Source organism: Microbacterium sp. WHRI 7836 (assembly GCF_040223885.2).
Classification (GTDB): Bacteria; Actinomycetota; Actinomycetes; order Actinomycetales; family Microbacteriaceae; genus Microbacterium; species Microbacterium oxydans.
Genome location: NZ_CP168171.1, coordinates 241,907 through 267,496 on the forward strand (window position 1 = coordinate 241,907; position 25,590 = coordinate 267,496).

Annotated in this window: 28 protein-coding genes; 13 read left to right on the plus strand and 15 right to left on the minus strand. The window is 68.0% G+C overall.

The window, feature by feature from the left end; all coding sequences use genetic code 11:
* Window positions 1–82: 82 nt before the first annotated feature.
* The 5 genes from ABRP18_RS01135 to ABRP18_RS01155 all read left to right on the plus strand — a co-directional run bounded on the left by ABRP18_RS01135 (window position 83) and on the right by ABRP18_RS01155 (window position 4,765).
* Window positions 83–841 carry an SDR family oxidoreductase gene (locus ABRP18_RS01135; RefSeq protein WP_349885296.1) on the plus strand — a complete coding sequence of 253 codons (759 nt, stop codon included), beginning with the start codon at window positions 83–85 and terminating at the stop codon, window positions 839–841.
* Entirely contained in the window at window positions 838–1,914 is a 1,077-nt protein-coding gene (locus tag ABRP18_RS01140; RefSeq protein WP_349885297.1) for an enolase C-terminal domain-like protein, read from the plus strand. The genes ABRP18_RS01135 and ABRP18_RS01140 overlap by 4 nt, the downstream gene beginning before the upstream one ends.
* Window position 1,915: 1 nt before the next feature.
* The gene (locus ABRP18_RS01145) at window positions 1,916–2,707 is read left to right on the plus strand and encodes an SDR family oxidoreductase (protein WP_349885298.1); all 792 of its coding nucleotides are present in this window, start codon (window positions 1,916–1,918) and stop codon (window positions 2,705–2,707) included.
* A gap of 334 nt (window positions 2,708–3,041) precedes the next feature.
* Complete coding sequence (locus ABRP18_RS01150; protein WP_349885299.1) at window positions 3,042–3,398, plus strand: hypothetical protein; 357 nt, start codon at window positions 3,042–3,044, stop codon at window positions 3,396–3,398.
* Window positions 3,399–3,856: 458 nt separating this feature from the next.
* Window positions 3,857–4,765 carry a hypothetical protein gene (locus ABRP18_RS01155; RefSeq protein ID WP_349885300.1) on the plus strand — a complete coding sequence of 303 codons (909 nt, stop codon included), beginning with the start codon at window positions 3,857–3,859 and terminating at the stop codon, window positions 4,763–4,765.
* 67 nt (window positions 4,766–4,832) lie between these two features.
* Here ABRP18_RS01155 and ABRP18_RS01160 read toward each other — a convergent pair whose 3' ends face one another.
* The 3 genes from ABRP18_RS01160 to ABRP18_RS01170 all read right to left on the minus strand — a co-directional run bounded on the left by ABRP18_RS01160 (window position 4,833) and on the right by ABRP18_RS01170 (window position 8,243).
* Entirely contained in the window at window positions 4,833–5,753 is a 921-nt protein-coding gene (locus ABRP18_RS01160; protein WP_374168960.1) for a hypothetical protein, read from the minus strand.
* Between the two features lie 49 nt (window positions 5,754–5,802).
* Window positions 5,803–7,254 carry a hypothetical protein gene (locus ABRP18_RS01165; RefSeq protein WP_349885302.1) on the minus strand — a complete coding sequence of 484 codons (1,452 nt, stop codon included), beginning with the start codon at window positions 7,252–7,254 and terminating at the stop codon, window positions 5,803–5,805.
* Window positions 7,255–7,427: 173 nt separating this feature from the next.
* Complete coding sequence (locus ABRP18_RS01170; RefSeq protein WP_349885375.1) at window positions 7,428–8,243, minus strand: zinc-ribbon domain-containing protein; 816 nt, start codon at window positions 8,241–8,243, stop codon at window positions 7,428–7,430.
* 119 nt (window positions 8,244–8,362) lie between these two features.
* Between ABRP18_RS01170 and dinB the strand changes: the two genes are divergently transcribed.
* The 4 genes from dinB (at window position 8,363) to ABRP18_RS01190 (ending at window position 10,606) form a co-directional block, all read left to right on the plus strand.
* Window positions 8,363–9,559, plus strand: a complete 1,197-nt coding sequence (dinB, locus tag ABRP18_RS01175) for a DNA polymerase IV (protein ID WP_349885303.1) — start codon at window positions 8,363–8,365, stop codon at window positions 9,557–9,559.
* Between the two features lie 91 nt (window positions 9,560–9,650).
* Window positions 9,651–9,926, plus strand: a complete 276-nt coding sequence (locus tag ABRP18_RS01180) for a type II toxin-antitoxin system Phd/YefM family antitoxin (RefSeq protein WP_349885304.1) — start codon at window positions 9,651–9,653, stop codon at window positions 9,924–9,926.
* On the plus strand, window positions 9,923–10,201 hold the full coding sequence (locus tag ABRP18_RS01185) for a type II toxin-antitoxin system RelE/ParE family toxin (RefSeq protein ID WP_193762187.1): 279 nt from the start codon (window positions 9,923–9,925) through the stop codon (window positions 10,199–10,201). The genes ABRP18_RS01180 and ABRP18_RS01185 overlap by 4 nt, the downstream gene beginning before the upstream one ends.
* Window positions 10,202–10,303: 102 nt before the next feature.
* Window positions 10,304–10,606 (plus strand): hypothetical protein, encoded by a 303-nt coding sequence (locus tag ABRP18_RS01190; RefSeq protein WP_061017407.1) that lies wholly within the window; start codon window positions 10,304–10,306, stop codon window positions 10,604–10,606.
* 37 nt (window positions 10,607–10,643) lie between these two features.
* On the opposite strand, the gene ABRP18_RS01195 is transcribed toward ABRP18_RS01190, so the two are convergent.
* From ABRP18_RS01195 to ABRP18_RS01205, 3 genes are read right to left on the minus strand one after another with little or no spacing between them, the layout of a single operon-like run.
* The gene (locus ABRP18_RS01195) at window positions 10,644–10,994 is read right to left on the minus strand and encodes a nuclear transport factor 2 family protein (RefSeq protein ID WP_349885305.1); all 351 of its coding nucleotides are present in this window, start codon (window positions 10,992–10,994) and stop codon (window positions 10,644–10,646) included.
* Window positions 10,987–11,736, minus strand: coding sequence for an SDR family oxidoreductase (locus tag ABRP18_RS01200; protein ID WP_349885306.1), 750 nt, complete (start codon window positions 11,734–11,736; stop codon window positions 10,987–10,989). Before ABRP18_RS01200 ends, ABRP18_RS01195 begins: the two co-directional genes overlap by 8 nt.
* Window positions 11,737–11,762: 26 nt before the next feature.
* Window positions 11,763–13,019, minus strand: a complete 1,257-nt coding sequence (locus ABRP18_RS01205; RefSeq protein ID WP_349885307.1) for a sodium:proton exchanger — start codon at window positions 13,017–13,019, stop codon at window positions 11,763–11,765.
* Between the two features lie 359 nt (window positions 13,020–13,378).
* Between ABRP18_RS01205 and ABRP18_RS01210 the strand changes: the two genes are divergently transcribed.
* Both ABRP18_RS01210 and ABRP18_RS01215 read left to right on the plus strand, forming a co-directional pair.
* Window positions 13,379–14,353: a C-terminal binding protein gene (locus tag ABRP18_RS01210; protein WP_349885308.1), complete on the plus strand. Its 975-nt coding sequence runs from the start codon at window positions 13,379–13,381 to the stop codon at window positions 14,351–14,353.
* A 13-nt stretch (window positions 14,354–14,366) separates the two neighbouring features.
* Window positions 14,367–15,221, plus strand: a complete 855-nt coding sequence (locus tag ABRP18_RS01215; RefSeq protein WP_349885309.1) for a fumarylacetoacetate hydrolase family protein — start codon at window positions 14,367–14,369, stop codon at window positions 15,219–15,221.
* Window positions 15,222–15,305: 84 nt separating this feature from the next.
* Here the strand turns inward: ABRP18_RS01215 and ABRP18_RS01220 are convergent, their stop codons facing one another.
* The 5 genes from ABRP18_RS01220 to ABRP18_RS01240 all read right to left on the minus strand — a co-directional run bounded on the left by ABRP18_RS01220 (window position 15,306) and on the right by ABRP18_RS01240 (window position 20,527).
* Window positions 15,306–16,154: an SMP-30/gluconolactonase/LRE family protein gene (locus ABRP18_RS01220; RefSeq protein WP_349885310.1), complete on the minus strand. Its 849-nt coding sequence runs from the start codon at window positions 16,152–16,154 to the stop codon at window positions 15,306–15,308.
* On the minus strand, window positions 16,151–17,023 hold the full coding sequence (locus tag ABRP18_RS01225) for a hypothetical protein (protein WP_349885311.1): 873 nt from the start codon (window positions 17,021–17,023) through the stop codon (window positions 16,151–16,153). Before ABRP18_RS01225 ends, ABRP18_RS01220 begins: the two co-directional genes overlap by 4 nt.
* A gap of 84 nt (window positions 17,024–17,107) precedes the next feature.
* Window positions 17,108–17,545, minus strand: a complete 438-nt coding sequence (locus ABRP18_RS01230; RefSeq protein WP_058631057.1) for a VOC family protein — start codon at window positions 17,543–17,545, stop codon at window positions 17,108–17,110.
* A gap of 37 nt (window positions 17,546–17,582) precedes the next feature.
* Window positions 17,583–17,933 carry a TraR/DksA C4-type zinc finger protein gene (locus ABRP18_RS01235; RefSeq protein ID WP_349885312.1) on the minus strand — a complete coding sequence of 117 codons (351 nt, stop codon included), beginning with the start codon at window positions 17,931–17,933 and terminating at the stop codon, window positions 17,583–17,585.
* Between the two features lie 47 nt (window positions 17,934–17,980).
* Window positions 17,981–20,527, minus strand: a complete 2,547-nt coding sequence (locus tag ABRP18_RS01240) for an MMPL family transporter (protein ID WP_349885313.1) — start codon at window positions 20,525–20,527, stop codon at window positions 17,981–17,983.
* 69 nt (window positions 20,528–20,596) lie between these two features.
* Here ABRP18_RS01240 and ABRP18_RS01245 point away from each other — a divergent pair, with 69 nt between their 5' ends.
* Window positions 20,597–21,169: a TetR/AcrR family transcriptional regulator gene (locus tag ABRP18_RS01245; protein ID WP_113682024.1), complete on the plus strand. Its 573-nt coding sequence runs from the start codon at window positions 20,597–20,599 to the stop codon at window positions 21,167–21,169.
* Between the two features lie 60 nt (window positions 21,170–21,229).
* A complete protein-coding gene (locus ABRP18_RS01250) occupies window positions 21,230–21,655 on the plus strand; it encodes a DUF6389 family protein (RefSeq protein WP_349885314.1) in 426 nt (141 codons plus the stop codon).
* Window positions 21,656–21,706: 51 nt separating this feature from the next.
* Here ABRP18_RS01250 and ABRP18_RS01255 read toward each other — a convergent pair whose 3' ends face one another.
* From ABRP18_RS01255 to ABRP18_RS01270, 4 genes are all read right to left on the minus strand, one after another.
* Window positions 21,707–21,850: a hypothetical protein gene (locus tag ABRP18_RS01255; protein WP_164734066.1), complete on the minus strand. Its 144-nt coding sequence runs from the start codon at window positions 21,848–21,850 to the stop codon at window positions 21,707–21,709.
* A complete protein-coding gene (gene purL, locus ABRP18_RS01260; RefSeq protein WP_046748164.1) occupies window positions 21,847–24,180 on the minus strand; it encodes a phosphoribosylformylglycinamidine synthase subunit PurL in 2,334 nt (777 codons plus the stop codon). Before purL ends, ABRP18_RS01255 begins: the two co-directional genes overlap by 4 nt.
* Window positions 24,181–24,260: 80 nt before the next feature.
* Window positions 24,261–24,596, minus strand: a complete 336-nt coding sequence (locus ABRP18_RS01265; protein WP_193762238.1) for a type II toxin-antitoxin system RelE/ParE family toxin — start codon at window positions 24,594–24,596, stop codon at window positions 24,261–24,263.
* Complete coding sequence (locus ABRP18_RS01270; protein ID WP_349885315.1) at window positions 24,597–25,550, minus strand: YafY family protein; 954 nt, start codon at window positions 25,548–25,550, stop codon at window positions 24,597–24,599.
* Between the last annotated feature and the right edge of the window lie 40 nt (window positions 25,551–25,590).

The window sequence follows — 25,590 nt, forward strand, 5'->3', positions numbered from 1 at the left end:
ACTTCGAGGCTTTCGGCTGGAACATCGCGACGGGAGCGGCCGTAGACTGCTATAGCAAACGTATGACTGAGGAGAAGCACGCATGAGTCAGGCACCCGTCGCCATCGTCACCGGAGGATCCGCCGGCATCGGCTGGGAGATCGGCCAGCGACTCTCCGCGGACGGCTACCTCGTCGTCGCGACCGACCGCGTCCCCGGGCTGACCGCGGGCGAGAACCCCGCCGGGATCCTGTGGCGGGAGCTCGATGTCACCGACCACGCCGAGGTCGACCGGGTCTTCGGTGAGATCGAGGCGGAGCTCGGGCCCATCGAGGTGCTCGTGAACAACGCCGGGATCCAGCGGCACCGTGGCATCGAAGACCTCACGTGGGATGAGTGGTCCGCGGTCGTCGACGTGAACCTGCACGGGGTGTTCTCCGCGCTCCAGGCCGCAGGGAAGCGCATGCTCGACCGTGGTGAGGGCCGCATCGTCAACATCTCCTCCATCTCCTCGCGCGGCTCCGCGGGGCGGGCGCCGTATGCCACGACCAAGGCCGCCGTCATCGGGCTCACCTCCACGGCGGGAGCGGAGTGGGCGTCGCGCGGTGTGCGGGTCAACGCTGTCGCGCCCGGTTACGTCGACACGGGCGTCTTCCGTCAGGGCGTCGAGCAGGGGACGCTGAGCCTGGACACGATCCTGTCGCGCATCCCCGCGAAGCGCCTGGCGGAGGCGAGTGAGATCGCGGCCGCGGTCAGCTTCCTCGTCTCAGACCAGTCGCGCTACATGAACGGGCAGACGCTGTATGTCGACGGTGGCTTCATGGTGGACTACGGCGTGCCCCTGGCGAAGAAGCCCGAATGAGTACGATCGCGCGCATCGACACGGCCACCGCCGTACTGCCGCTCCCTGCGCCACTGCAGCTCGGCGCGATGACAGTCGTGCGGCGAGAGTACTCCGCCGTGCAGGTGACAGCCGATGACGGAACGACCGGGATGGCGTACTGCCTTTCGCGGGAGGCGCCGATGGCCGAGATCGTCGACCGTCTCGTCGCCCCGCACGCGGTGGGTGCGGATGCCGACGACCCCGCGGCGGCGTGGGAGCGGATGCTGCGCGGCAGTGCCATCGTCGGCCGGGTGGGCTTGGTGCGGCGCGCCCTGGGGCTGGTCGACATCGCCCTCTGGGACATTGCCGCCCGGCGCGCGGGCATGCCGCTGTGGAAGCTGCTCGGCACCGGTGATGCTCCCCGGGAGTCGATGCTGGTCGCCGCTTACCCGTCTGCGGACCGGGCTCCGCGGGAGGTCGCCGACGAGGTTCTCGCGCAGGCTGCTGGATGGACGAACGTGAAGATCTCGCGCATTCCGGATCCGGCATACATGCGAGAACTCCTGGCGACTCTGAACGCAGAGCTGCCCGTTGACACAGGGCTGGTCGTCGATGTGGGTTTCGGCTGGCCGGATGCTGACACCGCGCTCGCGGAGATCGGGCAGTGGGGCGACCCGCAGCTCGCATGGCTCGAAGACCCGCTGCTGCCGGAAGACGCGGCAGGTGTCGCGCGCATCCGCCGGGAGTCGGGGTTGGCGGTCGCCGTCGGCGATGAGGTCACCCATCCCGCGGTGCTGAAAGCGCTGGTCGAGGTCGGGGGTGTCGAGGCGCTGCGGCTCGACGTCGTGGCGATCGGTGGTGTGACGCCCGCTCGGGAGATGATCGCGTGGGCGACTGAGCGCGGTGTCCCGGTCTCCGGGCACGTGTATCCCGAGGTCACCGCACACCTCGGGATCGGCGTGGAGACGTTCGCGCGAGGAGTCAATCCGTACGACCCCGCGCCGTCGTTCATCCTCGGCGGTCCGTCGTTCGAGGGCCTGGTTCGCCCGACAGATGCCACGGGACTCGGCTTCGCTCTGGACCCCGCCGTCTTCCGATTCGAAAGGGACTGACATGACAGGTTCTGCGCGCAGCGTCGTCGTGACGGGCAGCGGCAAGGGAATCGGCCGTGCCATCGCAGAGCGCCTCACGGCTGACGGATGGATCGTGGTCGGGCTCGAGCGCTCTGCGGGCTCGGGCACGGTCGAAGACGGCATCGTGGCCGAGGTAGTGCTCGGTGACGCGTCGGATCGCTCGACGCACGAGCGCGCGGCTGCTGCTGCCCGCGCCAGAGCCCCACTCGCCGGCTGGGTCAACAACGCCGGCATCACGAAACGGACGCCCCTGCACGAGCTCGACGAGTCCGTGGTGCGCGAGGTGCTCGACATCAACGGCTTCGGCTACATCTGGGGCTGTTCGACGGCGGTCTCCGCATTCGTCGACCAGGGTGTGGCGGGCGCCATCGTCAACATCGGTTCGATCCACGGACGCTCCAGCTTCACCGACCACGCCGCGTATGAGTTCACCAAGGGCGGCATCGACGCGCTCACCCGCAGCGTGGCCGTGTCGTATGGCGCTTTGGGCATACGAGCCAACACGGTCGCCCCCGGTGGCGTGCGCACCCCGCATCTGGAGGCGCAGATCGCCCGGGCTGCCGACCCCGCCGCCGAAGAACGTGCCCTCGCCGAAGGACCGCCCATGGGCCGGATCGCCCGGGCCGAAGAGGTGGCCGCGCTCACGGCGTTCCTTCTCTCCGACGAGGCGCCGTACCTGTCGGGGCAGTCCATCGCGGTCGACGGCGCGTGGACGGCATCCTTCGGCGACATCGCCCTCGACCCGGCACTGCGGGAGCGTTTCGAGGGCTGATCTCCCGCACCGATAGGTGCTGGCGCAAGAGGAGGGGCGTCCTCCTCCCTGCTCGGCAGGCTTACTTCTAGCCCTGTCGTTACCCTCCCCAAGTTCCCGTTCGAGGTCGCTCTTCGGAGCGCTGCGCAACGGATCCAGACCCCGGTCTGCGATCCGTCAGACCGGCCCACCCAGGGGCGCGAGCCCCGTCCAGGGAATCGAGAAACACAATGGCAGTAAACAAGTCGGCCCTCGTGGCCGCAGTCAGCAAGTTCCGCGCGGACACCGCCACGGCGGTCAAGTTCCATGAACGGAGCGCACGAACACTGCGAGCACGACGCGGAAGCACCTCGGGGTGATGGAGGCTCGCGGGGCGCTCCTCAACTCCATCCCCGCCGAGCCGGAGGCCCCGTACGCCAACCGGGCGTCGGTCATCGCGGGGCTGACCCCGACGACCGCCGACCAGATCGCGGTGCAGGTGCGAGAGCTGGGCCTCTTGGACCGGCTCATCGCCTCGGGGCGCACGCTGGCGGAGGTGATGCACGGAGCCACGCCCGAGCGCCTCGCTGCTATCGCCGCGAACGCCGAGGTGATGCCCGAGGTGCTCCGCTTGGACGACCCCGCGGCGGTCGTGGCGGGCATCCCCGAGCACGTGCTCGACGCGCTGGTCGAGGTCGGCCACCCACAGGCGGTGATCGCTCGCGACGCTTAGGCGCAGTTCGACGAGCAGGCCGCGTGGCGCGAAGTCATCAAGGACACCATCGAGGGCGCGCAGACGGGTGGCGGGCTCACCGCGCTGTTCGAGGCCGACCACGAGGGTTTTCGCGGCGCTGATGGCGTCGAACACCGAACCGGTGGTGAACGCGGACACGGCGGAGGCGGTGCGCAAGCTCGACCAGACGTTCGAGGTCGGCACGCAGACCGTGTGACAGGCCCGCCGGGATAACGCGCTTGCCGCGTCCTCGGCATCGCGACAGGCCTCGGTATCGCTCAGGCGACCGAGGGCCTCGTCGTGTCCGGGTGGCACGCGGTGACGGAAGCCTCTCCGGCGACCTGAGAGGACCGGACCCCCCACGAATACCGGCGCATCCTCACGAGGTCAAGGAAGGCCCCGCGGAGCGTCCCCGGCGACGCTCCGGAGCTGTCGGGGTCAACTGCCATGCTGGTCTTGTGAATGACGACGCGCGCGCAGACGAGGAAGCTACACCGCCCGCCGAGCCGATCCGGCTTCTTGGTGGGGTCAACTTCACGACCTGGCCCGACCTCAAGTGGAGCCGAGGCAACTCGCATGTGGCGACCTTGCAGTCGAAGTTCGGAGAGTGGCAGGCAAGCGCTCCAGTCTCGGTAGACGCCGTACTGCGCGAGGACCGCATGGGCATCGACCTTGTGGCCCGGGTTCCGAAGGGGATTCCCAAGCACGAGTGGTCGCTCGATCTCGGAGACGCGCTCCATAACCTCCGAAGCGCGTTCGACGCGGTTGCCTGGGGTATGGCTCACTTCAAAGACGCCGAGCCCGCCCGCCCGAAGTCGGTCTACTTCCCGATCTGCACCGAAGAGAAGCAGTGGAAGAAGGCCGTCAGCGATTGGGTAGGCGAGATCGACCCCGAACTCCAGGAACGACTCCGGCTGATGCAACCGTTCACCTACGTTCCAGCCGGTCAGGTGTCACTGCTCTCGATCCTCCACGACCTCGATATTCAGGACAAACACCGGGACATCCTGACGGTGACTGCCGATCTGGAGGGCGTCAATCTCGGCGGCTCGTTCCAGTATGAGGACCCTGCCACCCCCGCACTCCCGCGCGTTGAAATGAAGAACGACGTGAAGTTCGGTGATGGCGTGGTGCTCGGGACGATCCACGCCGGAACACCAATCCAGATGGTGGGGCAGATGATCCTGCGCCCCGCGATCAAGGTGCAACTCATCCACGAGGACAAGACCTTCGACGTAGTCCCGATGCTCCAGCAGCTCGTGCAGGAGACCCGGCGGTACCTCGACATCCTCCTTTTCGGGCTGGCTTCGACGGACGAGAACGAGGGGGAGTGGTCGCCCATGGAGGTGGGTCCGCCCCCGACATAGGGCTGGCCGGTTGACAACAGGAACGCACGTCCGCACGGTGGCTTCCGCTCGGACCGATGAACTCGCCTCAGTTGTGCCGGTAGTTGTAGACCGCGAGGCGGAGTCGCTCGAACCAGCGCGCGGTGTGAATGATCCGATCGAAGTCTCCCTCTCCTGACGCGAGGAGCTGGGATCGCGACAGCTGGCTCAGGCTCTGCCAATCCCCGTACATCAGGTAGAGCGCGTTCCCGACCCGAGGATTCTCGAAGGCCACGAAGTCGTCGCCAAACTGGTAGCCGATGTAGCGCTGGAGGCCAGAGGTTCCGACCAGCCGCTTCTCCGGAGCGAGTGACTGAACCTTCTCCAAGCGGTCGATCATGATCTCGATCTCCTGTGGGGGAGCCGACCCGCCGAACTTCTTCACAACCGCCTCGCGTATCTCCTCGACGGTGCCGTCGGGCAGGAAGTCCCAACTCACCATCTGGTCGGGGACTTGTGGGATGCCTGCCTCACCGAGGCTGTAGGCGGTGGCCGAACCGAACCACGTTCTGGCGAGTGAAGCGGCGTAGAGGTAGGCCTGCTCGGTGTCCTCGTCATAGGGTGCCTGGAGCGTCAGCAGGACGGTGCCGACCAGGGAGTCACGCGGCTCATCACGACGCGTAACCGCTGCCTCGATCTGCTGTCCGTAGAGGCGCTGCTTCCGAAATACCTCCCGAGAGTGGGTGATCGCGTGAGTCCCGTTGCCATTGAAGTTCGGAGCCTCCGTGGTCCATGAGCGGAAGACCTTCGGCAGATCGCGACGGACGATCTCACGACCGTTGACGTTCCATTTGGACCATCGGCCAGTCGATGCAGGGGGGAGGCCGATCCACTCGTCGTCGCCCACCTCCTCCAGTTCGAGGCGACCAGTCCAATCAGCCAGGAGCTGATCGGAGAAGTTTCTCACTGCGCCAAACACGAACTGCACCTCACCGAGGCTGTCGATTTCCGCTTTGATCGCCTCGGGCAATGACCTGAATCCAGAACTCATCGTTGAACCTCGATTTCTCGTGAAGGGGCTATTTCAGCTTGGAGGCTGAGTCTTTGTTAGTCGTACGCGCGTCGACGTAAATGACCTCAAGGGCCCAGCCGGAATCTTCCCTGAGCTTGCGGAGGGTGTCTTCGATCGGCTGGAGGCGCTCAGGGGAGAAGTCCTTGTCGCTGTATCCCACGCAGAGGTAGACGCCAACCGACGCGCGTTCCGTGGTCATGTACTGGGGCAACTGCTTCGAGGCCCCAGTGAAGAAGTGAGTGCTCGGGATGAGCTTTACTTCGAGGAGAGCGCGCTTCTGCCACCCTTGCGAAAATTTGAAGTCGACCGGACCCCGACCGAGATTGCTCTCGCGGGTGAGGTCCACGTCGGCCATTCGACAGTGCGCGGCGAAGAGCATCCCCGCGATGGCCTGGACGATCTTCTCCGGTCGATACTTACGCAGGCCGTCATCCCAGAGGGCCTTCCACAGGTCGGTCTCTTCCACGGCGTGCTGGAACTCTTTCGCGAGTTTGACCACCCAGGCGGCGAACTCGGACTCGTTCCCGAGCTTTCCGATCGGCTCCTGCTGAGCCGCCGCGTCGCGCCCGACCTCTGCCCACTCGACGAGCAACTTGGGATCAGCTTCAACGTCGTAGGGCTCTGTGTCGGTTTCGGACACGACATTCAGGTAGTCCATTACGAGGTCGGGATGCTTCCATGCCGCCTTGTATGCCGCGTCCTTGCGGTCTTCCTTCGTGAGTGCGACGTTCAGCTCGTAGTTGAGTTCCTGTCGGAGGTCGTCACCCACTCCGGCGTCTGCCCACGTCCAGAACGAGTCCGGCGTGACGACGGGAATGTCTTTGAGGAACCGCGACGGTGCGAGGAGCACACCCTCCTGCGTGACTGGGCTCTTCGGCAGGCGAGCGCGCATGTGGGACCAGCGCCCGGTAGTGCGGTTCCACCGGGCGGCGCGAACCGGCACCTCCTGGAGCACGAGTTCGTGACGAGTGGCGACCGTCTGCGTGTACTCGATGAACTTTGCCTTGATGATGTCGCAGAAGATGTCACTGATCCGGTCCACGCCGAGTCCCTCACAGAACAGTGCGAAGGCCTGAATGTGCTGAACCTGGGTGATTCCGCGCTGGGAGAGCAGACTCAGCGCGGAGGCCATCTTCTCGGCGTACTTGAAGCCTGCCCCGGAGCCTTTCGGGTGCCCCATCGAGAGTCCGAGGGCGAACTCACTCGGCTCGGGGAACTTCAACATCCGCACCGCTTTGAGATAGTGCGGCGAGGTCACGTCGCCGCCGGAAGCGTCGACGAAGCTGAGGGCGAGACCGAAGAAGTCGATGACGGTCTGCCGCGTCTCAGCCCAATAGGGGTCATCATCCTCGAATACGAGGAACGGATCGACGTACAGGGGAGTATCGGTGCTCAGCTCGCAGTCGAACCAGTCGTCGTCGTAATCTCGCTCGACGGCGAAGTATTCCGTGAACCGCATCCGTAGCCTCCTCTGATCGACAACGTATCGTCAGAAACGCTGGAATCACGGAAGGCTCGCATTTGGCGGGTGTCCAGTCGGGATGGGCGTCCGTGCTGCAAGCATGTGGTCTGCGGGCCCGAATGACATACCGAACGCGGAGGCGATTAGGTCCGTGAGTTGACGCCTCTGCGTCACCGCAGATACGCGTCCACCATCAGCGCCCCGCGAATCACCCGCAGCTCGTCGATGATCCGGTCGATGCTCTTCGCCCCGACGGATGGCAGCGCCAGGTCGTGCGGGCCGAGAGGCTCGAGCTTCCCGGTCCGGATGCGGATCACCTCCCACCCCGCAGCACGCAGGGCGCGGTCCTTGCGCAGATCCGTGTCCTGCCGCTTGCCGACATGCTCCAGGCCGTGTCGGCCGACCGTGTCGTACTCGATCGCGACCTGCAGCTCCGGCAGCACGATGTCCGGCCACACCTCGGTGTGGCGGAAGAACGGGCGCGAGACCTTGACGGCGTTCACGGTGGTGTCGAACTCGATCGCGGCACCGAGCCCCGCCCGCAGACGTCCCTCTGCAGCAGAGGCGGGCTTCGGCGCGCACTCGCTCGCGAACGCGGTCCCCGAGGGCAGGTCCGGCGTCTTGGTGCAGAGCGCAGGCGCGGGGCGACGGGGCTTACGGGGGATGGCGCGAGCTTCCCCGAGCACGACCGGCTGCGGGCGGGCGAGCGCGGAGCAGTCCGGGCACCACGCGGAGCGGCGCCGGACGCGTCCTGGACGTTCGCGCTGCTCGGTCGGTGTGGCGGCGAACCGATGGCCGACCGGGCACTCCCAACACACGAGCACGTCGGCGGCGAGAGGGATCTGCGACAGCGCGATGCCGTGATTCAGCTCGGGGTGATACTGGCGGATCAGCTCCGGGTACGCGGCCCACCCGGCGCGATAAGTTCCCACGTCATACGGAATCGCGCGACCGCGAGAGAACTGCCGCCGCGCCCACCACTGCATCACCGGTTCCGGCACGCGCCGAACCTACCTGTGAGGACCGACACTGCATGAACGTCGGCCGGCACCGGCTCGGATGTCCCCGGTCCGTGCGACGATCCGCTCGGCGACAGGAGAGCAGGATGCGTGGGGAAGCGACCGTGCTGCACGCCGACCTCGATGCGTTCTACGCGTCGGTCGAGCAGCGCGACACCCCGGAGTTGCGCGGGCGACCCGTGATCGTCGGCGGCGGGGTCGTGCTGGCGGCGAGCTACGAGGCGAAGGCGCGCGGGGTGCGCACGGCGATGGGAGGCCGGCAGGCGCGCGAGCTCTGCCCCGATGCTGTCGTCGTCCCTCCGCGCATGGAGGCGTACTCCGCCGCGAGCAAGGACGTGTTCGCGATCTTCCGCGACACCACCCCGCTCGTCGAGGGGCTGTCGATCGACGAGGCGTTCCTCGAGGTCGGCGGTTTGCGACGCCTCGCGGGCAGTCCCGAGCAGATCGCGACGCGGCTGCGCGAGCGCGTGCGGGCGGAGGCGGGGCTGGCCATCTCGGTGGGCGTCGCGCGCACCAAGTTCCTCGCCAAGGTCGCGAGTGCCGTGAGCAAGCCCGACGGTCTGCTGGTCGTCGAGCCCGACCGAGAAGAGGAGTTCCTGCTTCCGCTCCCGGTCGAGCGGTTGTGGGGCGTGGGCGCCGTCACGGCCGAGAAGCTGCACCGCTACGGCATCCGCACCGTGGGCGAGCTCGCTGAGCTGGAGGCCGCGACTGCCGAACGGATGCTGGGCAAGGCGACGGGTGCGCACGTGCATGCGTTGGCCCGGCTGCGCGACCCGCGGCCGGTCGACACCACGCGGCGTCGGGGATCCATCGGCTCGCAGCGTGCTTTGGGCACTCGTCCGCGCTCGGCCGAGGAGCTCGACCTCATCCTCACGCAGATCATCGACCGTCTCTGTAGGCGACTCCGCGACGGCGATCGCGTGTGCCGAACGGTCGTGCTGCGTCTGCGCTTCGGCGACTTCACGAAGGCCACCCGATCCCGTTCGCTCCGGGCTCCGACCGACCGCACCGCCGTGCTGCTCACCCTCGCTCGCGCGCTGCTCGCCGCCGCGCAGCCCGAGATCTCTGCGCGCGGCATCACCCTGCTCGGTATCTCGCTGTCGCAGCTCGACCGTGCAGGGAACGTGGCGCCCGAGCTGCCGATCGACTGGGGCGACGAAGCGCGCCTCGACACCGTGCTCGACACCCTGCGCGATCGCTACGGAGCGGCGTCCATCTCGCGGGCGGCACAGCTGGGTCGCGACCAGGGCTGGTCGTCACCGGTCCTGCCCGAACACGAGTGATCGCCGTTCGGGTCAGCGATCATCGTTAGCCGCTCTCGACGGCCAGAGATTAGGCTAGGTAAGGGCCAAAAGTCAGGCTAATATGTAGGACATGCAGACAGTGCCCTTGAGTGAAGCAAAGGATCAGTTGTCCCGGCTCGTCGATCAGGTGGAGCGAGAGCACGAGACGATCGAGATCACGCGCCATGGGCGCGGCGCTGCCGTGCTGATCAGCAGGGACGCACTGGAGTCGCTCTACGAGACGCTGTTCTGGCTGTCGGAGCCGGGAACGCGCGAGGATGTCGAAAGCGCCCGCCAGCAGGCGACAGATGGACAGCTGCGCAGTGCCGATGAGACGATCGCGCGTTACGGGGTTGGGCGCCGGTGACGTGGGTCACTTCGTTCGCCGACTCTGCCTGGCGGGACCTGGATCGGCTGCCGCAGAAGATTGCTCAGGCGATCGTGGAATTCGCCGTCTACACGCTGCCCGAGAACCCTGAGCGGATGAGCAAACCGCTGCAAGACGAGTTCGAGGGGCTGCGCTCGGCCCGTCGCGGCGACTACCGCGTGCTCTTCTTCCTCGAAGCGCCGGAGACGCTGGTCGTTGTTCGCGCCCGCCATCGCCGTGACGCGTATCGACCGCCCGCGCCGAACTGGGACTGATTGTCACACTGCTCGTAACCGCGCATCGGAGATAGCGCCGCTCTCGTCTGTGGTCCGCTACGTTCAATACGGCACAGCTGACCAGGAAGGGGGAATCCGTCGATGAACGCACTCAGTAGAACGGGATGGCTCCTCGTGTTGTTGGTGCGCGGCCTCGCGCTCTGGATCCTGATCCCGTTCGCGTCTCTCGCTTGGCTCTTCCTGCACTCCTGGATTCAAAAGGCTTCTCCGAGGCAGGCGCTGTGCTGGTACGACACGCAACTGACCCTGGGGCTCGCGAGAGGGCCCTTCCGTCTGATGATCGCTCCCGAGCACCGACCACTCAAGCCCGTTCCGCGAATGGCTTCGATCGAATCTCCCAAGACCAGCCTGTTCGGAATGGATGTGATCGAGCTCGCAGGCTAGGCCGACCCCACCTCGAGACCCGACGACCTCCGCCTCCTCAGGCCTTGAGCATGGACGCCCTGGCGATCAGTCCGTCCACCACATCGAAGGTCGCGATGGTCTCGGTGGCGACGTCGGAGTTGATCACCTGTTCTTGTGCGACAACCCACCGGGTGCCGAAGAGCACGCTGGTCTCGATGACGCACGACAGCTCGGGGTTCTGCAGTCGAGGCTCGTAGAACGCACGGATCGCGGCGGAACCGACCACGGGTTCGGCGGCGACACCGGTGATGACGGCGTCCTCGGCGTAGGTGGCCACGAACGCGTCGAGGTCGTGTGCGTTGAAGGCTTCGAGCTGCGCCTGCACGGTTTCGAGGGCGGAGCGGTCCAGGGGGGTGCGGTCAGTCAATGCGAACTCCTCCGTTGACGTCGTAGGTGGCGCCGGTGATGAAGCGTGCTCGCTCTGAGGCGAGGGATCCGATGATCCAGGCCACGTCCTCCGGCTGCCCGAACGCGCCGAGGGGGATGCCCGACTCGAGCTTCTCGCGCCCCGCCCCCTGCAGCTGGTCCGTGATGGCGCTCGCGACCGGGCCAGGGGTCACGGCGTTGACGCGGATGCCCTCCGAGGCGAGGTGCCGGGCGAAGCTCCGCGTGATGGCCAGGATCGCGCCCTTGCTCGCGGCGTAGTGGATGCCGGTCTGCAGCGCGCCGACCTGGCCGGCGATCGAGGCGATGTTGATCACCGAGCGGTCGCCGTCCGCTGCCCGGAGCAGGGGGAGCGCCCCGCGGGTCAGGAAGAAGGTGCCGCGGGCGTTGGTCTCGAGCACCATGTCCCACTCGTCGAACTCGATGTCTTCGTAGGGCGTGTAGGGGCAGACTCCGCCGTTGTTGACGAGCACATGGAGCGATCCCCATGCGTCCGTGATCTCGCCGACGAGCGCGTCGATCGACTCGCGCTCCTGCAGGTCGAGGCGCGACACGTGAACCTCGGGCGATCCTGCCGCCCGGCACTCCTCCGCGATGCGCAGCGCTTCGGCCTCCCGTCCGGTATACGTGATCCAGAGGGCAGCACCCTCGCGGGCGAGTTCGAGGGCGGCGGCGGTCCCGATGCCGGAACTCGCCCCCGTGATCAGAGCGCGGCGCACAGTCATCCCTAAACGCTATAGCAAAAGGGCGGTCATCCGCGACCTCCGGCGCCGTCAGCGGATCCGCCCGCGGTCATCGCCGGCGAAGGCTGCGATCGACGGAACGGTGCGGCGAGGGTGGGCAGGATGTGCCGACGGTGGACGATCAGGAAACCGGCGGCGATGATCAGCTGCAGAGCGGCGAGCACGTAGCGGCCGCCGGTGTCGGTCACGAAGAACTGCACGAGGAAGATCGCCGCCAGGGCGATGGCCGATCCCAGGTGGAATCGGAGGGCGAGGAGGATCGCAACACCCATCACGGTCTGGGTGCCGGTGAGCACGAACTCCTCGATCTGCCGGGCATCGAGCGGCAGATCGGACCCTCCGCCACCGAAGAAGTGCGCGAGGGGGAGCGAGCCGACCAGGAGGCTCCACTGGTTGACCTTCGACGCGATGAGGGTGGCGATCGCGGCTGCCCCCATTCCCCGGACGGCGAAGAGCACCGCGATGATGAACTCGGGCGCCTCGGAGGCGAGGGGCGCGAGCCACTGCACGAGGAAGAAGCTGTCGATCCCGAGCGCGGTTCCCGAATCGACGAGACCGGTCGCGAACGGCTCGGCGCACGCGAGGATGATGCCCGCCGAGACGATGAACATCGAGATCACGGTGATCCGCCGGGCGCGGGTCGGCATGCCCGCGATGTGCGCGGCGGCGCCGACGAACTCGTCGTGGCTTTCGCTCTCCACGCGGCCTGCCCGCCACAGGTAGGTGACGAATGCCCCGATGAGCACCAGGCCGAACCAGATCGGTATGTTCCCGAACAGTGGGATGGCGAACGCGAGGATCGCCAGCACCGCGAGGAAGCCGACGTCCAGGCGTGCGGTGACGGGGAGCTCGAGGGCGAGACGCCGGGCTTCGCCGCGTCGTGCCCGGTTCGCGATCACGAGGGCGACGATCACGACGAGTGGCCACCCGAAGCCCAGGAGCAGTCGGTTCGATCCCGTCATGTTCGCGGCGGCGTACTGCGCGTACTCGGGGTCGGAGCCGGAGCGGAACGCGTAGTACAGGTCGACGGCGTACTCGGGGAGCACGGCGATGAGGGCGAGGATGGCGATCGCGAGGGCGCCGGAGATGTCCTTCTGCGCGGCCTCGGCGGCCCAGGCGAGCACGAAGCTCGCCGCCACGACCGCCGCCCCGAAGACGACGAGGTCGAGCACGGGATTCGCGTGGAAGCCCAGTGTGCGGAACACCAAGGCGGGGGCGGCGATCAGGAGGCACAGGGCGAGACGGCCGATCAATGCGCGTGGCATGGGGAACGGTCCTTTCGGTCGGGCGCGACCGAGAGAGGACAAGACAGAGCTCCGGCCGCGCGTGGGCCGAAGGTCTCGTTCATCCGGGAGACAGGGGCACCGGACGATCATCGTGAACGTCAGTATGTCGATGCGGCCTCAGGCTCTCGCGAGCCCGGAACTACTCCCCTTCGATCTCCCCAGTCTGGCGAACACGGCGGGCGATCCCCCTGCTCAGACGGAGATTCGGAGGGTTTCGGCACCCCTCACGCGTGAACTCGCGGGCGCCCGAGCGGGCGGCCCAGGATTTCGGACCAGCGAAAGGGCCCAACTTCGGTATCGCGATGCGCAGGTCTGCTAGATGCTATAGCATCGCATCCATGACCGAGCCATTCATCCTCGTCAGCGACTGCGACCTGCCGGGAACCGTCATCGAAGACACGCTCCGACAGGCAGGACTGCGCGCCGATCGCGCCGCATCCGGAAGCCCGGACGACATCGCCGCCCTCGGTGCCGACGCCGAAGGGCTGGTCGTGCAGTGGGCGCAGATCACGGGTGATGTGATGGACCGGATGCCGAACCTCCGCATCATCAGCCGTGTCGGCATCGGGTACGACATGGTCGATGTCGAGGCTGCGACCGTTCGTGGCATCGCCGTCGCGAATACCCCGAGCTACTGCATCGAAGAGGTGGCGGCGCACACCATCGCCATGATCATGTCCCAGGCGCGCGGCCTGTCCGCCTACGACCGCGCCGTGCGTGCCGGGACCTGGAAGGCCGTCGACGCACGACCGCTCGCTGTGCGCCCCTCGGCCACCACGGTGTCGGTGCTCGGCTTCGGACGCATCGGCTCGATGGTCGCTCGCGGTTGTCGCGCGCTGGGCTTCCGCGTCCTCGTCGCCGACCCCTTCGCCCCCGCCGACGCCGTGCGCGAAGCCGGGTGCGAGCCCGTGGAGATCGCGGAGGCCGTCGCGCGTGGGGACATCCTGACCCTGCACGTGCCGCTCACCGACGACACCCGGCACCTGATCGACGCAGCCGCCCTCGCGACCATGAAGCCGGGAGCGGTCGTGGTGAACACCTGTCGCGGTCCGCTCATCGACGAGGAGGCGCTCGCCGCCTCGCTGCGGGCGGGACACATCGGTGCCGCGGCCCTCGACGTGTTCGCGGGAGAGCCGCTCGCCGCCGACTCGCCGCTGCGTGACCTCGATCAGGTGCTGCTCACACCGCACGCCGCCTGGTATTCGCCCGAGGCGCTGGCCGACCTTCCGGTGCACGCGGCCGAGAACGTCATCCGCTACCTGGCCGGCGAGTCCGTGCCGATCGTCAACCCGTCCTTCGCCGCCGCGCGCTGACCTGGAAGGCCCCATGGAGCTCCTGCGACTCGGCCCCGTCGGCCGCGAACGTCCCTACGTGCGAGAGGAGGGCGTCGTGTACGACCTGTCCCCCCTCACCGCCGAGATCGACGGCGACTTCCTCGCCGCCGACGGCATCGGCCGCGTGCGCTCCGCGCTCGGCCGGGGTGAACTGGTCACCGCCGACGTCGACGGGCTGCGTATCGGCGCCCCTGTCGCTCGTCCGACAGCGGTGATCTGCATCGGACAGAACTACGCGGCTCACGCTGCCGAATCCGGATCGGAGCCCCCCGAGCATCCGGTCGTCTTCTTCAAGCACCCCAACACGGTGGTCGGACCGGACGATGTCGTGCTGCTGCCGCCCGGAGCCGAGAAGGTCGACTGGGAGGTGGAGCTGGCGATCGTGATCGGCAAGCCCGCCCGCTACCTGTCGTCTCCTGATGCCGCGCGTGAGGTCATCGCCGGCTACACGATCTCGAACGACGTCTCGGAGCGCGCGTATCAACTCGACGTCTCGGGCGGGCAGTGGTCGAAGGGCAAGTGCTCCGAGACGTTCAACCCGCTCGGGCCCGCACTCGTCCCCGCCGACGAGGTCGACCCTCAGGCGCTGCGACTGCGGTCGTTCGTGAACGGCGAGCCGCGGCAGGACTCGTCGACCGCGGACATGATCTTCTCCGTGCTGCAGATCGTGCACGAGCTGAGTCAGTATCTGGTGCTCGAGCCCGGCGACGTAATCAACACCGGTACCCCGCAGGGTGTCGCGCTCTCCGGCCGGTTCCCCTATCTGCAGGACGGCGATGAGATGACGATCGAGATCGAGGGTCTCGGACGCCAGCGCCAGCGCACCGAGCGGGTGCACCTGGGCTGACTCGGCTCTCCCCGGCGGCCTGTGCCCGGGGCACGGTTCCTTTCGCTGAGTGCACCGTGCTCCGGGTAGAGGTCGTCGGGTGCGTCAGCCCGCGAAGGGGATGACAGGAAGGCCCCGCACACCGGGTCGCACGGCGAAGAGCGAGCCCGCCTCGGTGCCGTGGCCGGGTTCGAGGCCCTGCGCCGAGGTCGTGATGTACAGCGTGCCGAGGTCGTCGTCGCCGAAGGTGCAGGCGCTGACCTGGGGCACCGGGAGCTCGATCGTCGCGATGCGCTGCCCTGCGGCGTCGTAGCCGTGCACTGCGCTGCCGCCCCACAGGGCCACCCAGATACTGCCGTCAGCGGCGATGCACAATCCGTCGGGGGAACCCTGCTCCTCGGGGATCGCGACGAAGGCGCGACGGCCCCGCAGCTCGCCCTCGCTGACGTCGAACACGTCGATGCGGTGCGTCGCGGTGTCGACGTAGTAGGCGCGTCGGCCGTCCGGCGAGAAGCCGATGCCGTTCGAGATCGTCGCCCGCGGAAGAACGGTGCTCGTCGTCAGGTCGGCGTCGACGCGCAGCACGGCTCCGGCATCGGGCGCCGCGTCGTAGGCCATCGACCCCGCGAGCAGGCGTCCCCGAGGGTCGCAGCATCCGTCGTTCATGCGCACACCGGGGTCGTCGCCCAGCGGGGCGACAGCCCGGATTTGTCCGTCGACGTCATCCGCGAGGTAGAGCGTGCGGGCGCCGACCGCCACCAGACCTCCACCGGAGCGCGGGCGGGCGAAGGCCAGGTACTCGTCGTCGATGTGCTGGCGGGACACGCCATCCGGTCGCAGCGACAGAAGATCGCCGGCGTCCCCGTCGACCCAGCGCAATCCGCCCCAGCCCGACCACCAGACGGGCGCCTCGGCGTGGTGCGCCATCGGGCCGGTGACGTTCTCCGGAGTCATGCGTCGTCGCGCGGGAGTGTCCGCGGGGCTGTGCGGTGCAGCGGGTCGGCGACAGGCATAGGCTCCGGCACGCGCTCCGCCTCCTGCCCGGCTGCGGGTGCGGCGGGCGGGGTCGCGGTGGTAGCGCTCGCCTGCGCGGGAAGCTCCTTCGCCACCTGCTTCTCCAGCACGGTGACCGCGTCGTCGGAGAGCAGGATGAGGCCGTCGAGCTCCTCGCGCACGCGCTTGTAGGCGACGTTGCGCTCGGCCTGCGTGGCGGATTCGTCGACCGCGACCTTCAGAAGCTGCTGTGCGCGTTCGAGACGCTTGCGCTCCGGCTCGGTGAAGGTCGAATCGCGCAGGCGCCTGGCATCCTTTTCGGCGATCTCGAAAGCGACCGCGTAGTCGCCGACGGCCTGGAGGTACTCGGTGACCTGCTGTTCCGACACCCTGGCGTCGGCGGATGCGGGGCGCAGGGCATCGGCCGTCTTCTTGGCGCGCAGGAACGCGGCGGTCAGCGGCTGGCGCCCATCGCTCATGGCGGGGAAGGCGATCAGCTTGGCGACGTCGAGCTCGTAGTCGAGCCAGCGTGCCGTGATCTCGTCATGCTCGGCGAACAGGCGCGCGACCAGATCGCTCGGTGCCACGGACGCTGTGGTGTCGACGACAGAGGGTCCGCGGCGCTTGGCCTGCTGGGTGAGCGCGCGCGCCTCGATCTCGGCGGTCTTCAGCTGCGCCTTCATGCGAAGGGTCTCCAGGCGGCGCTCGTGTCGTCGCTTGGAGCTGCGCTCCCACGTCTTCGCGATACCACCGGCCATTCCCATGATCGGGAAGATGAGCCACCAGTAGTGCTGCGCGAAGGTCCAGAAGCCCTGGATGAACTCGTCCATGATGCGTTCAGCCTACTTCTCGGCGGGCTCCTCCTGGCCTGTGCCATCGTCATGCCGCTCGGCGGCGTCGCTGGCGCGGGATGGTCAGCTCTTCGTGAGGTCCTGCGCGAACATCACGAGGATGCCGCTCGGGCCGCGCAGATAGGTGAGCTTGTACACGTCCTGGTAGTTCGCGACTCCGCGCAACGGGTGGTAACCGTGTCGGGCCGCGATCGCCAGCGACGCGTCGATGTCGTCGACGGAGAACGCGATGCGGTGCATGCCGATCTCGTTGGGCAGGGTGGGCTCGGTCTCGATCGCGTCCGGATGGATGTACTCGAACAGCTCGATCTGGCCGTGCCCATCGGGAGTCTGCAGCACGGCGATCTTCGCGTGGTTGCCGTCGAGGCCGACCGCCGTCGACGCCCACTCTCCGCTGACTTCGTCTCGACCGAGCACGGTGAGGCCGAGGTCGGTGAAGAACGAGATGGTGGCTTCCAGGTCGCGCACCGCGATGCCGACGTTCTCGAGCGTGATGGGCATGGGGGAATGCTACTCGTGCCCGTCGCCACCGTCAGGGCTATCTGCCGAGCTTCTCGGCGCAGACGACGCAGTACTCGGCGAACGGCCGTGCCTCCAGGCGTCCGGCGGGGATCGGGCGGCCGCAGTTCGCGCAGATGCCGTAGGTGCCGGCTTCCACTCGGGCGAGCGCGTCATCGACCTGCTGCAGCTCGGATGCCGCGGCGTCGGCGAGACCTGTCAGCCGGGACCACTCCGACGACAGGGTCACGCCCTCGGGGTCGTGCTCGTCGTCGTCGTTCGAGCCCGCGCGGTCGTGGGTGAGCTCGTCGAGCATCGCCGCGGTCGCCTGCACGCGGGCTTCGGCCTGCACGCGCAGTGCGAGCAGGCGTTCGCGGGCATCGGCGGTCATCTGCCTACTCTAGGCACCTTCACCGACACCCGATCCCGGGGTCGTCGTCAGTCGGAGGTACGGGTCGTCGGCACCGAGTCGGTCGTCGTCGGTACGGCCACGGACTTCATGCCGGGGTGGTCGCGTTCGAGGGCTGCGCCCTCCATGTCGACGTTGGGCAGGATGCGGTCGAGCCAGCGCGGCAGCCACCAGGCCGAGCGTCCGAGCAGGTGCATGAGCGCGGGCATCAACAGCATCCGCACCACGAACGCGTCGAGCAGCACGCCGAACGCGAGCCCGAATCCGATCGAGCGGATGATCGTCGACTCCGAGAAGATGAACCCGCCGAAGACCGACACCATGATGAGGGCCGCGGCGATCACGACCGAGCGTCCGGCGCGGAAGCCCTGGGCGACGGCATCGCGAGCGGAGGCGCCGTGCACGAACGCCTCCCTCATGCCGGAGGCGAGGAACAGCTGGTAGTCCATCGCGAGCCCGAACAGGATGCCGACGAGGATCACGGGCAGGAAGCTCAGGATGGGTCCTGTGCTGTGCAACCCGATGATCTCGGCACCCCAGCCGAACTGGAACACCGCCACGATCAGCCCGTAGGTCGCGAACAGCGACAGCACGAAGCCACCTGTCGCGATGATCGGCACGAGCAGCGACCGGAACACCACGATCATGATGAGCAGCGACAGGCCGACCACGACCACGAGGTACAGCGGCAGCACTCCGGCCAACGCTTCGGAGATATCGATGTTGATCGCGGCCTGACCCGCGACGCCGAGGGTGATCCCCTCCGCGACGGGAGGCATGGAGCGGAGGTCCTGCACGAGCCTCTCGGTCGACGCGCTGTTCGGGCCTTCCTCCGGCACGACCTGGAACGCGAGCAGCGTGTTGTCGTCGGAGGTGGCGATCGGGGCGACCGCAGCCACGTCGTCCTGGTCGGCGATGGCCTGCGCGATCGTCACCTGCGTGGAGAGCAGGTCGTCGTCGCTGACCGCTTCGTCGAGGGTCGCGGTCACGAGCAGCGGGCCGTTCGCGCCCTCGCCGAACTGCTCGTCGACGGTCTGGAAGGCGCGGTAGCTGGTCGAGTCGCTCGGTTCGCTCGATCCGTCGGGCAGTCCGAGTCGCATCGACATGGCGGGGATCGCGATGATCAGCAGGGCGACGACGCTCACGAGCGCCGTGACGACGGCGCGGAGGGTCGACATGCGCTTCACCGGCTTGCCCGCGGCGTGCTCCTCGCCGATCGTGGTGCGCGCGCGACGGCTGAGCAGGCGTGTGCCGACGAGGCCGAGGATGGCGGGCGCGAGGGTTATGGCGACGAGCACGGCGACGGCGACGCACACCGCGCCGACCGTGCCCATGAGGCCGAGGAAGGGCACGCCGGTCACGTTGAGGGCGAGGAGGGCGACGATCACGGTCGTGCCGGCGAACACCACGGCCGTGCCGGAGGTGCCGGTCGCGAGGCCGATGGATTCCCGCACCGGAACTCCGGCGAGCAGTTGCTTGCGGTGCCGGTTGACGATGAACAGCGAGTAGTCGATGCCGACCGCGAGACCGAGCATGACACCCAGCACGGGAGTGACCGACGCCATGTTCACAATGCCCGAGAAGGCGAGGGAGGCCGTGACGCCGACGCCGACGCCGACGATGGCGGTGACGATCGGGAGGGCGGCGGCGATGAGGGAGCCGAGCATCACGATGAGGACGACCGCGGCGAACGCGAGGCCGACCGCCTCGCCGACACCGAAGATCTCCGGCACGCCCTGCGCGATGTCGGTGCCGAAGTCGACCTCGACGCCGTCGATGGGTGAGGACTCGAAGTGGTCGATCGCGCCCTGCTTCACTTCTTCGGAGAGCTCGAGGCGCGGGTCGACGAACGAGATGTTGACGATGGCGGTCGAGCCGTCGTCGGAGACCACGCCGATGCCGTCGGCCAGGTCGAGCAGGGTCGAGCCCAGCTGCACCTGGTCGGCGTTGTCGTCGAGGGTGATGCGGGACTGGTCGAGCTGTGCGTTCTGGGCCGCGACCTGAGCCAGCTGCGCGTTCACGGCAGCGATCTGGGCATCGAGGGCGGCGAGCTGTGCGGATCCGGCACCGGCCTGCTCCGCCTGCGTGCGCGCGGCCGTGAGCTGCGCGAGTCCGGCTTCGAGCTGCGCACGGCCGTCGTCGAGCTGCGTCTGGGCGGCATCCAGCTGCGTGCGACCGTCGGCGACCTGCGTCTGGCCGTCGGCAAGCTTCTGCGCCTGCTCTTCCTGCTGCTTCTGCGCGTCGAACGGATCGATCACGCGCGCGACGCCGTCGAGGTCTTCTGCGCTGACGGCGAGGTCGGAGATCGCCTGCTTCTGCTCGTCGGTGAACGGCGACCCGTCCTTCGTGCTGTAGACGACCGTGCCGGTGCCGCCGGCGGCGTCCGGAAGCTTGTCGGCGAGCTCATCGGTCACGGCGCCGGATGCAGTGCCGGGGATGTCGAAGCTGTTACTCAGCGTGCCGCCCAGGGTGAGGAAGGCACCGATGCCGAGGCCGAGGATCAGCACCCACGACACGATCACCGTCCACGCCTTGCGCGCAGCGAACGAACCCAGACGGTAGAGCAGTGATGCCACAGTGGTCTCCTTCAGACTCGAAGATCATACGGCACGTCTCGTCTAGCGATCTGTGGCTATCCTGAACGCATGGCGAACGAGCATCGAAGCGGCCCCGTGCGCAGCACGGCGGCACGCGAGGCGATCCTCGATGCGACCTCTCGGTTGTTCCATGCGCAGGGCTATGACCGGCTCACGATCGAGGGCATCGCCAAGGAAGCCGGGGTGGGCAAGCAGACCATCTATCGCTGGTGGTCGTCGCGCGGGGCCCTGATCGCCGACTGTCTCGTGGACGGGCGGCTCATCCCCGTCGACTTCGTCGTACCCGACACGGGTGATCTGTTCGCCGACGTCGAGACCTGGCTGCAGTCGGTGTTCTCGATCCTCGCCTCCGCGCAGGGTCAGGCGCTGCTGCAGTCGCTCGTCGCCGCTGCCGCCGAAGACGCGGCGGTCGGCGCGCATCTCGGGAGCAGTCTCGGGGTGGAGCAGCATCTGTCCGAACGGCTGCGAGGGGGGATCCGCGACGGCCAGCTGCCGGAGGATGCCCCGGTCGCGCAGATCGGGCGCGCCATCCTGGGCGCGATCATCGTGGACTCGCTCGGGCGGGAGAGCCGCGGTCCCGACGGCATCATCGACCTGGCGCGGTACCTCTTCACGCGCTGAGGCCGGCGCCTGACGGTACTGGGCATTCATCCGTCGTGACCAGCTGTCTACTCTGGTGGCATGCACACCAGCGATTACCGTGCGCGACTGATGCGTGTCCTGGCTGCGTCATCCGACCACGTCGCCGGGAAGCTCCGGCGTTTCCAGGACGTCGCGACCGACGCGGTCGCGATCGACCTCTTCCTGGGGCAGGACGGCGAGGGGCCGTTCGATGTGTGGGCGCGGTTCACGGGAGAGGACGCGTTCGTGCTCGACCGTCGTTTCGACGACGAGCGGCAGATCTTCGGTGTCGTCTGGGGCGAGGAGGGGTGGGAACCCGATGTTCCGTCGCGTCCGCAGGGGTGGAGCTGGGAAGACCTCGAGGATGCAGTGTTCGAGACCGTCGCGGAGTGGCTCGAGCCGCTCATCCCGGAGGGCGACCAGGTCTGGGAGCTGACCTCCGTGGACGGGGTGGCGGAACCACGCCCGCTCCGCGCGCAGTGCTGACCGTGCCGGCGGAGTGCAACTCGATCGGAGCCCGAGTCTGCGCGTCCCGACTCAGCCGAGGAGCAGCGTCAGCACCGTCGCGCCGCCACCGCCGAGGATCAGCGCGATGATGACGGTCCACGCGACGATGCGCATGCGCCGATTGCGCTTCTCGCCGAGGTCGCCGTAGTCCTCGCTGAGACCGTCGTTGCTCATGCGCTGACCGCCTCGGTGACGGTCGGGCCGAAGTACGACGGCAGTGTGGCCTGCGAGCGCTCGCGCAGTTCGGCGGCCGTCACGGTGAAGACGTCCTGCACCTCGAGCTTCGCGCCCTCGCTGTCGGTCACGCCGATGCGCATCACCGGGTAGTCGCGTCCCTCGCAGAGTCCGCGGAACTTCACGTCGTCCTCGCGGGGAACGGTCACGATCACGCGGCCGGTCGACTCGGAGAACAGGGCCGTCGCGGCATCCACGCCGTCACGCTCGATGATCTCGTTGAGCCAGACGCGGGCGCCGACACCGAAGCGCATCACACCCTCGGCCAGGGCCTGCGCGAGGCCACCCTCGGAGAGGTCGTGCGCCGAGGAGATGAGCCACTCATCGCGGGCCGCGGCGAGCAGGCCGGCGAGGCGCTTCTCGCCCGCGAGATCCACCTTCGGAGGCAGGCCGCCGAGGTGCTGGTGCACGACATCTGCCCAAGCCGAACCCGAGAGCTCGGTCGAGGTGGTGCCGAGCAGGTAGATGTTCTGCCCCTCGTCCTGCCAGCCGGACGGGATGCGGCGGGAGACGTCGTCGATGATGCCAAGCACGCCGACGAGCGGGGTCGGGTGGATCGGCACGTCGCCGGTCTGGTTGTAGAACGAGACGTTGCCGCCGGTGACCGGGGTGCCCAGTTCGTAGCAGCCGTCTGCGAGGCCGTCGACGGTCTGGCCGAACTGCCACATGACCTCGGGGTTCTCAGGAGAGCCGAAGTTGAGGCAGTCGGTGATGGCGGTCGGCACGGCACCGGTCACGGCGACGTTGCGGTACGCCTCGGCGAGGGCCAGCTGCGCGCCGGCGTACGGGTCGAGCTGGCAGTAGCGGCCGTTGGCGTCGGTCGCGACGGAGAAGCCGAGGCCGGACTCCTCGTCCACGCGGATCATGCCGGCGTCGTCGGGGAAGCTCAGGGCTGTGTTGCCGAGCACGTAGTAGTCGTACTGGTTCGTGATCCAGCTCGTGTCGGCCAGGTTCGGGGAGGCGACGAGGGCGAGGAACTGCTCGCGCAGCGTCTCGGGGTCGTTCGCGCGCGGAAGCTTCTCTGCGGCATCTGCCTGGAGCGCGTCGATCCACGTCGGGTACGCGACCGGACGGTCGTAGACAGGGCCGTCGACCGCGACGGTCGAGGGGTCGACGTCGACGATGCGCTCGCCCTGCCAGTCGATGATGAGGCGTCCGTCGCCGGTGACCTCGCCGAGCACGGAGGTCTCGACCTCCCACTTGTTCACGACGGCCAGGAAGGCGTCGAGCTTCTCGGGGGCCACGATCGCCATCATGCGCTCCTGCGACTCCGACATGAGGATCTCCTCTGCCGTGAGCGTGGGGTCGCGCAGCAGCACGTTGTCGAGAGAGACCTTCATGCCGCTGTTGCCGTTGGCCGCGAGCTCGCTGGTCGCGCACGAGATGCCGGCTGCGCCCAGGTCCTGGATCGCCTCGACGAGCTCGCCGCGGTACAGCTCCAGGCAGCACTCGATGAGCACCTTCTCGGCGAAGGGGTCGCCCACCTGCACCGCGGGGCGCTTGGTGGGGCCACCGTCGGCGAACGTGTCGGAGGCCAGGATGCTTGCGCCGCCGATGCCGTCGCCACCCGTGCGGGCACCGAACAGGACCACCTTGTTGCCGACACCGGTGGCGTTCGCGAGCTTGAGGTCTTCGTGGCGCAGCACGCCCACCGCGAGCGCGTTGACGAGCGGGTTGGCCTGGTAGACGCTGTCGAAGACGGTCTCGCCACCGATGTTCGGAAGGCCCAGGCAGTTGCCGTAGAAGCTGATGCCGCTGGTCACACCGTGCACGACGCGGGCGGTGTCGGGGTGGTCGATCGCACCGAAGCGCAGGGCGTCCATGACCGCGACGGGACGCGCGCCCATCGAGATGATGTCGCGGACGATGCCGCCGACGCCGGTGGCCGCGCCCTGGAACGGCTCGATGAAGGAGGGGTGGTTGTGGGACTCGGCCTTGAAGGTGACGGCCCAGCCCTCGCCGACGTCGACGACGCCCGCGTTCTGGCCCATGCCCACCATGAGGCGTTCCTTCATCTCATCGGAGACCTTCTGGCCGAAGCGGCGCAGGTAGTTCTTGCTCGACTTGTAGGAGCAGTGCTCCGACCACATCACCGAGTACATCGCCAGCTCGCCCGAGGTGGGTCGGCGGCCGAGGATCTCCTTGATGCGCGCGTACTCGTCGTCCTTGAGTCCGAGGGCGCCGTACGGCTGCTCCTTCTCGGGGGTCGCGATCGCGTTCTCGACGGAGTCGGGGACGTGCTGGGGGGAAGGTGCAGGGGCGGTGGTCACGCGCACTCCAAAGGAAGGGGCCGGCGGGGCAAGTTCAGTCTACCGGCGCGGGTGGGGCGGCTCTCCCGCGGGCTGCGGACTCAGAGTCGGTCGCGGAGGACGGCGGCGATGTCTCGCCGCGTATGGAGCACGCGGTGCACTCGCACAGCATCAGGGTCGTGGGTGTAGATGATGAGGTACGGGTGGCTCCGAAGAGGGAAGGCGCGGATCTCGGGAATCTCGGTCACCGGTTCGAAGCGCGCCGACTCGAGAGAGGGATGCGCAGCGAGCCGACCCACCGCGTGCTGGAGATCATCGATGAACGCGATCGCGATATGTGGCCCTGCCTCGCCGAGATAGTGGGTGACTGCGCCGTCGATTTCGCCCCGTCCCGGCCTCGTTCCACAAAATGGGGAAAGGGCGTGAAACTCGACGATTCAGGAGGACGAGTCGCACGCCGCGGCGAAACGCTGCGCCAGGATTCCCGCCGCCTCCCGCAGCGCCGGAGGGCCGATGACGGTGAAAGCCGCATCGAAACGCGCGACCGAGGCGAGCACCCCCGTCCACGACCACGATCCGATCGTCACACGGCACGACCCGTCAGCGAGTTCCTCCAGCTCCCCGTCGCCGACCCAGGGTGCGATGTCGCGGGCGGGGAGCGCGATCACGACCTCACCCACGCAGGGCCAGCGGTCCTCGGTCGTCGACCCCTTGGCCCGGGCCGCGAGATACGTCTGCGCATCCACGGCGGGCAGCGGGCGCGTGGCGAACGACGGTCCGGTCGGGATGCGGGGTCGCATCCGGTCCAGGCGGAACGTGCGCCAGTCGTCAGCCTCCAGATCCCACGCCAGCAGGTACCAGCGCCCCTCTCGCGCCACCACCGCGTGCGGTTCGGTGCGTCGGGCCGGGCGGTCCTGGGTGGAGGCGTAGTCGAAGCGGAGCACCTGCCGGTCGCGGACGGCGGCGCTCGCCGCCTCGAGTACCGCCGGATCGACCCTGGTCGCGTTCTCGGTGCCGGTGAAGCGGATGCCGTCCACTCGATGTCGTAGCCGGGACGGCATCACCTGGCGCACGGTGGCCAGGGCTCTGGCGGCACCTTCATCGATGTCGATCCCCGTCGCCGAAACGCTCTGGAGGGCGACGGCGATCGCGACCGCCTGATCATCGTCGAACAGCAGCGGCGGGAGCTCCGATCCTGCGGCGAGACGATAGCCGCCGTCCGGTCCCTTGATCGCACCGATCCGGTAGCCCAGCGCGCGCAGCCGGTCGACGTCGCGGCGCACCGTGCGGGGGCTGACCTCCAGCCGTTCCGCCAGTACGGACCCCGGCCAATCGCGCGGGGTCTGCAGCAGCGACAGCAGCGCGAGCATGCGTGAAGAACTCCCGGTCATGCGATTCAGTCTGCCCGAAGTAGAGGACGGAAAATGACCT

Bases quoted from the DNA above. Each gene is read 5' to 3' on its own strand.
- ABRP18_RS01135 (WP_349885296.1), top strand. From the start codon at position 83: ATGAGTCAGGCACCCGTCGCCATCGTCACCGGAGGATCCGCCGGCATC.
- ABRP18_RS01140 (WP_349885297.1), top strand. From the start codon at position 838: ATGAGTACGATCGCGCGCATCGACACGGCCACCGCCGTACTGCCGCTC.
- ABRP18_RS01145 (WP_349885298.1), top strand. From the start codon at position 1,916: ATGACAGGTTCTGCGCGCAGCGTCGTCGTGACGGGCAGCGGCAAGGGA.
- ABRP18_RS01165 (WP_349885302.1), bottom strand. From the start codon at position 7,254: ATGCGGTTCACGGAATACTTCGCCGTCGAGCGAGATTACGACGACGAC.
- ABRP18_RS01170 (WP_349885375.1), bottom strand. From the start codon at position 8,243: ATGCAGTGGTGGGCGCGGCGGCAGTTCTCTCGCGGTCGCGCGATTCCG.
- dinB (WP_349885303.1), top strand. From the start codon at position 8,363: ATGCGTGGGGAAGCGACCGTGCTGCACGCCGACCTCGATGCGTTCTAC.
- ABRP18_RS01180 (WP_349885304.1), top strand. From the start codon at position 9,651: ATGCAGACAGTGCCCTTGAGTGAAGCAAAGGATCAGTTGTCCCGGCTC.
- ABRP18_RS01190 (WP_061017407.1), top strand. From the start codon at position 10,304: ATGAACGCACTCAGTAGAACGGGATGGCTCCTCGTGTTGTTGGTGCGC.
- ABRP18_RS01200 (WP_349885306.1), bottom strand. From the start codon at position 11,736: ATGACTGTGCGCCGCGCTCTGATCACGGGGGCGAGTTCCGGCATCGGG.
- ABRP18_RS01205 (WP_349885307.1), bottom strand. From the start codon at position 13,019: ATGCCACGCGCATTGATCGGCCGTCTCGCCCTGTGCCTCCTGATCGCC.
- ABRP18_RS01210 (WP_349885308.1), top strand. From the start codon at position 13,379: ATGACCGAGCCATTCATCCTCGTCAGCGACTGCGACCTGCCGGGAACC.
- ABRP18_RS01215 (WP_349885309.1), top strand. From the start codon at position 14,367: ATGGAGCTCCTGCGACTCGGCCCCGTCGGCCGCGAACGTCCCTACGTG.
- ABRP18_RS01220 (WP_349885310.1), bottom strand. From the start codon at position 16,154: ATGACTCCGGAGAACGTCACCGGCCCGATGGCGCACCACGCCGAGGCG.
- ABRP18_RS01225 (WP_349885311.1), bottom strand. From the start codon at position 17,023: ATGGACGAGTTCATCCAGGGCTTCTGGACCTTCGCGCAGCACTACTGG.
- ABRP18_RS01230 (WP_058631057.1), bottom strand. From the start codon at position 17,545: ATGCCCATCACGCTCGAGAACGTCGGCATCGCGGTGCGCGACCTGGAA.
- ABRP18_RS01235 (WP_349885312.1), bottom strand. From the start codon at position 17,933: ATGACCGCCGATGCCCGCGAACGCCTGCTCGCACTGCGCGTGCAGGCC.
- ABRP18_RS01245 (WP_113682024.1), top strand. From the start codon at position 20,597: ATGGCGAACGAGCATCGAAGCGGCCCCGTGCGCAGCACGGCGGCACGC.
- ABRP18_RS01250 (WP_349885314.1), top strand. From the start codon at position 21,230: ATGCACACCAGCGATTACCGTGCGCGACTGATGCGTGTCCTGGCTGCG.
- ABRP18_RS01255 (WP_164734066.1), bottom strand. From the start codon at position 21,850: ATGAGCAACGACGGTCTCAGCGAGGACTACGGCGACCTCGGCGAGAAG.
- ABRP18_RS01270 (WP_349885315.1), bottom strand. From the start codon at position 25,550: ATGACCGGGAGTTCTTCACGCATGCTCGCGCTGCTGTCGCTGCTGCAG.